We start from the raw sequence: 4,103 nt of genomic DNA, 5'->3' as shown, positions 1-4,103 counted from the left end.
ACGACACCCCCACGACCGCACGACAGGACAACGACCGTACAGACGATCATCCCGCGCCCACCATCACCCCCGCACGAAATTGCGCAGCAGAGTCCCCGAAAAGGTTTATCCCGCCCTGCCGCGCCCGCTGCTCGCTACGGCAGAGGAGAGGCCGCATGTACAGCTTGCGATGGGGTTTCAGGGGGCCGATGGAGGCCACCCGTATGACCCCGGCATCGTGCAGCGCGTCGACGTCACGCTGCACAGACCACCCCCTGCCGGAAGGGTGCGGCGTGGCCGAAGCCGCGTCGGTTCAAAGCTTTGGTCAGGTCCCTGTTGGCCGCTCGCGCGGCATCGAGGTCGGACCAGGCCTCCTCCAACACGGCCGTCAGCTCGACGTTCTGCTGCTCCAGCCTGGTGATCCTTCGCTGGAGTTTGTCGATGTCCGTCGGGGTTCCCAGCCCGGACTCCTGCCATGCCTGACGACCTGGGGAGAAAGTGAAGTCGGTCTTACCGATTGCGACGAAACCCGCGCAGCATGGGCCGGGGCGAGCCCTGCTTCCTGGGCCCGCCGTGGGTTGTCAGCGGACGGTCGTAGGCTCTGCTCTCCGTCGCCAACGAGCAAGGAGCCGTCATGAGCGCATGGGCCAACGGCATCGCCGCCAACACCGTCTTCGTCGAAGACCTAGCCGCCTCGAAGAAGTTCTATCTGGACGTCTTCGACGCCCCGATCCTTTTCGAGGACGAGCAGTCCGTCGCCTTCAGGTTCGGCAGGACGATCTTCAACCTGCTGCAGACGACGCACGTCCCGGAGCTCATCGAGCCGGCGACCGCGGCCCCGCGCGAGGCTGGGGTGCGGCTGGTCTTCACTGTCGAGGTGGACGACGTCGATGCGAAGTGCGCGGAGCTCGCAGCGGCCGGCGTTGAGCTCGTCAACGGGCCGATGGATCGGCGCTGGGGTTCGCGCACCGCCAGCTTCCGAGACCTTGACGGCTACATGTGGGAGATCACCCAAGGCCAGTGAGCCGCCGACGGGCCACGGCTGACCCGTCAAACATTCCACTACGTCAGTCGGTCCCGACCAGAACGTGACGTGAGAAGGGCCGCACGGGTTGGGTGAGTTGTGACGCCTACCTGGGCCCGTTCGGCCTGTTCCCATCCTGCCCTGTCCGAGGTTTCCCGCGCACGCTTCGAGGCGCCGTCCGGTCACCCGGCATCGGTGACGGTGGCACCGATGCAAGACGTGGCTGACGGTTGTTCAGCCCCTTGCAATTCAGCACGAGCGTGGCCCGATGGAACTCCAACCAGCTCTCCAGCATGGTGCGTTCATCAGCATGCGCGGGCAGTACGGGGCGCCGTCCGGTTCGTACCCATGTAGCGCACCCCTGCACAGTCCACTGACGTGTGACAGATCGTGGCCCGAGGGTGCGCCGAGCAGGGCACCGGCTGGAGCCGTAGACCCTTTCGGGTAAGGCGCACTTTCGTAGCCGAGCATGCTGCTTGCGTGCGCAGGCGGGAGGCCTCGACGCGTCCGTGCAGCTGGCTGGGCTCGGGCAGGGGCGTAGTTTGCTACCGGCTCCGGACTGGGCTTGAGTCTCCAGTAGGGGGAGACGCGAAGGTGGGGGCATGAACGGCGACACGCTCTACTCGATCGGTGACCTGGCCCGGCGCACTGGTCTCACGGTCAAGACCATTCGGTTCTACTCCGACCGTGGGATCGTGCCGCCGATCGACCGCAGCCCGGCGGGCTACCGCCTCTATGACATCGACGCCGCCGCACGCCTGGACTTCGTACGAACCCTGCGTGACCTGGGACTGGACCTTTCCACGATTCGGAAGGTAGTGGACCGGGAGCTCTCGCTCCCGCAGGTTGCGGCGGCGCACGCCGAGGCTCTCGCAGCGCAGATCAGGACCCTGCGCGTGCGCCGTGCGGTGCTGACGGCGGTGGCCAGACGCGCGTCCACCCTTGAGGAGATGGAACTCATGCACAAGCTGGCCAGGCTATCCGAGGACGAACGCCGTTACCTGATCGGTGATTTCCTCAACGCTGTTTTCTCCGACCTGCACGACAGACCCGAGTGTGCAGCCGTCATTCGCTCGATGACGCCGGAACTGCCCGACAATCCCGAAGCGGAGCAGGTTCAGGCGTGGGTGGAGCTGGCCGAGCTGTCCCAGGATCCGGACTTCCGCGCCGGCATGCGGGGGTTGGTCGAGGACCACATGGCAGAGCGTACGAAGGACGGGGCCACGCGACTGGGCCGCGACGTTGCGGCGGTGGTCCGTGACCAGGTTGCTCCCGCGCTTGCGGACGGCACCGACCCGGCCTCGCCCCGGGCGGATCCGGTCATTGCGGCGATCACGGCGCATTACGCGTACGTCATTGCCGGCCCTGACGACGTCGAGCTCCGGCGTCGCCTGCTGTCCTGGCTGGAGATCGCGAACGACCCGCGTCGAGAGAGGTACTTCCAGCTGGTTGCCATGATCAACGGCTGGACCGACCTGCACAGCCTGACGCCGGCATTCGACTGGACCATTCAGGCCCTGCGTGCCCGGCTGTAGCAATGGCGTACGGCTCGTGAAACGGCATGGCCGGACGACCCGGACCATGCCGCGACCGCCTTGCCGCGACATGCCCCATTCCGGAGGCGGCCTCGCTCCTTCGCCGAAAGAGTCGGATCAATGGCCACGGACTTGCCGGCGTTCCGGACGCCGCGGTGCGGCGCCATCGACCAAGCCCAGGACGCAGACGAGCGGCTGGCCGGCCCACGCCGCCCCGTCCCGGGCGCCGGGACTGCGCGGGCCCGTCGGCTGATCACCGGATTGCTGCCGGTCCTGTGACTGTTCACTGTCGTCGAGGCAGTGAGCGCAGACGTGCAGACCATGGCGGCGTAGCCACTCGTCCGCGTCCATGCCCGGCCTCCCGTTCGTGCGCAGCTGCATTGCGTCATCAGAGTTTGATCGTCGTCACTGAAAGTTGGTGATCACCAGTTAGGCCACCGAACGTTGGGCGACTGAGGATGATCGAGGCCAGGGGTGACGTCTCGGCAGCGGAGCCGAACGTCGTTGTAGTGGCCCCTTCTGCGGCGCGGGAGGAGAGACGCAGGTCACAGGTGTTCATGTCACATCCCGCCGAGCTGTGCCGTCGTAAGTGTGTAAGCACCGACAACGGCAGAGGGGATCACCATGAGTGCCCGTTTGGACGCCTTCAGTAGTCCGACCATGGGTAAGGTTTTCAGGCACATCATTGCGGCAGGCAAGGTGCTCGAGGACTCGACGCTGCCGACCGCGACGCAGGAGCTGGTGAAGCTCCGCGCCAGTCAGATCAACGGGTGCGGCTTCTGTACCGACATGCACAGCAAGGATGCCGCCGCTGCCGGTGAGACCTCGGTACGCCTCAACCTGGTCGCGGCGTGGCGGGAGGCTACGGTCTTCACCGAGGCCGAGCGGGCCGCGCTGGAGCTGACAGAGCAGGGCACCCGCATCGCGGATGCGGCCGGTGGGGTCACGGACGAGGCCTGGGCGAACGCTGCCAAGCACTACGACGAGGAGCAGCTGGCTGCCCTGGTGTGCGGGATCGCCCTCATCAACGCCTTCAACCGGGCGAACGTCATCATCCAGCAACCCGCCGGCGACTACCAGCCCGGTCAGTTCCACTGACGGGATGGCCGTGGCCGTTGGTGTCGTCTGGTAACCACCACCACCAGCAGCAACACACACCGGGCACCGCTTCGCGGAGCCCGGTGTGTTGTTCTGTGGCGACACCGCGGATCAGGTGGGAGAGCGAGCCGATCATGCCACCGGTGCGGTCCTGGAGGTAGCGGTCCAGATCGGTGAGGCTGCCGGGCCTGTGAGTGCGGAGGCGGAGGGACTCCTCCAGGTTGGCGACCAGGCCCTGCCACTCGGAGTTGCGGGGGAGCCGGGCGGTGGGGCTCAGGGTGAAGCGTCCGGCGATCTGCTGCCTGCGGGTGCCGTCGAACAGTCCCTCGCGCTCGACGTTGATCCCGGCATGGACGAACGTCGCCCGGAAGCTGTCAAGTCAAATGAGACGGTTTGACGCTATGCGGACTGTTGTAGAGGTTCTGTTTCCGGTGTCGGTTCGTTGATCCAGACCTGCTCGGGTATCA

Annotated in this window: 4 protein-coding genes; all 4 read left to right on the top strand. The window is 66.3% G+C overall.

The annotated features are described in order from the left end of the window. Positions 1-613: 613 nt before the first annotated feature. The 4 genes from ACIBB8_RS37585 to ACIBB8_RS37570 all read left to right on the top strand — a co-directional run bounded on the left by ACIBB8_RS37585 (position 614) and on the right by ACIBB8_RS37570 (position 3,636). Complete coding sequence (locus tag ACIBB8_RS37585; RefSeq protein ID WP_398959876.1) at positions 614-1,003, top strand: VOC family protein; 390 nt, start codon at positions 614-616, stop codon at positions 1,001-1,003. 602 nt (positions 1,004-1,605) lie between these two features. Beyond that, a complete protein-coding gene (locus ACIBB8_RS37580; protein ID WP_398959874.1) occupies positions 1,606-2,538 on the top strand; it encodes a MerR family transcriptional regulator in 933 nt (310 codons plus the stop codon). Positions 2,539-2,658: 120 nt separating this feature from the next. Next, complete coding sequence (locus tag ACIBB8_RS37575) at positions 2,659-2,817, top strand: hypothetical protein (RefSeq protein WP_398959872.1); 159 nt, start codon at positions 2,659-2,661, stop codon at positions 2,815-2,817. Positions 2,818-3,162: 345 nt separating this feature from the next. Beyond that, complete coding sequence (locus tag ACIBB8_RS37570; protein ID WP_398959870.1) at positions 3,163-3,636, top strand: carboxymuconolactone decarboxylase family protein; 474 nt, start codon at positions 3,163-3,165, stop codon at positions 3,634-3,636. Positions 3,637-4,103 lie beyond the last annotated feature (467 nt).

Origin of the sequence: Streptomyces sp. NPDC051286, from assembly GCF_044455345.1 — a bacterium.
Classification (GTDB): Bacteria; Actinomycetota; Actinomycetes; order Streptomycetales; family Streptomycetaceae; genus Streptomyces.
The sequence above is the reverse complement of the archived record's forward strand: the minus strand, read 5'-3'. Positions and strand labels throughout refer to the sequence as shown.

Excerpts from the sequence above, each read along its gene's own strand:
- ACIBB8_RS37570 (WP_398959870.1), top strand. The coding sequence starts at position 3,163 with ATGAGTGCCCGTTTGGACGCCTTCAGTAGTCCGACCATGGGTAAGGTT.
- ACIBB8_RS37585 (WP_398959876.1), top strand. The coding sequence starts at position 614 with ATGAGCGCATGGGCCAACGGCATCGCCGCCAACACCGTCTTCGTCGAA.
- ACIBB8_RS37575 (WP_398959872.1), top strand. The coding sequence starts at position 2,659 with ATGGCCACGGACTTGCCGGCGTTCCGGACGCCGCGGTGCGGCGCCATC.
- ACIBB8_RS37580 (WP_398959874.1), top strand. The coding sequence starts at position 1,606 with ATGAACGGCGACACGCTCTACTCGATCGGTGACCTGGCCCGGCGCACT.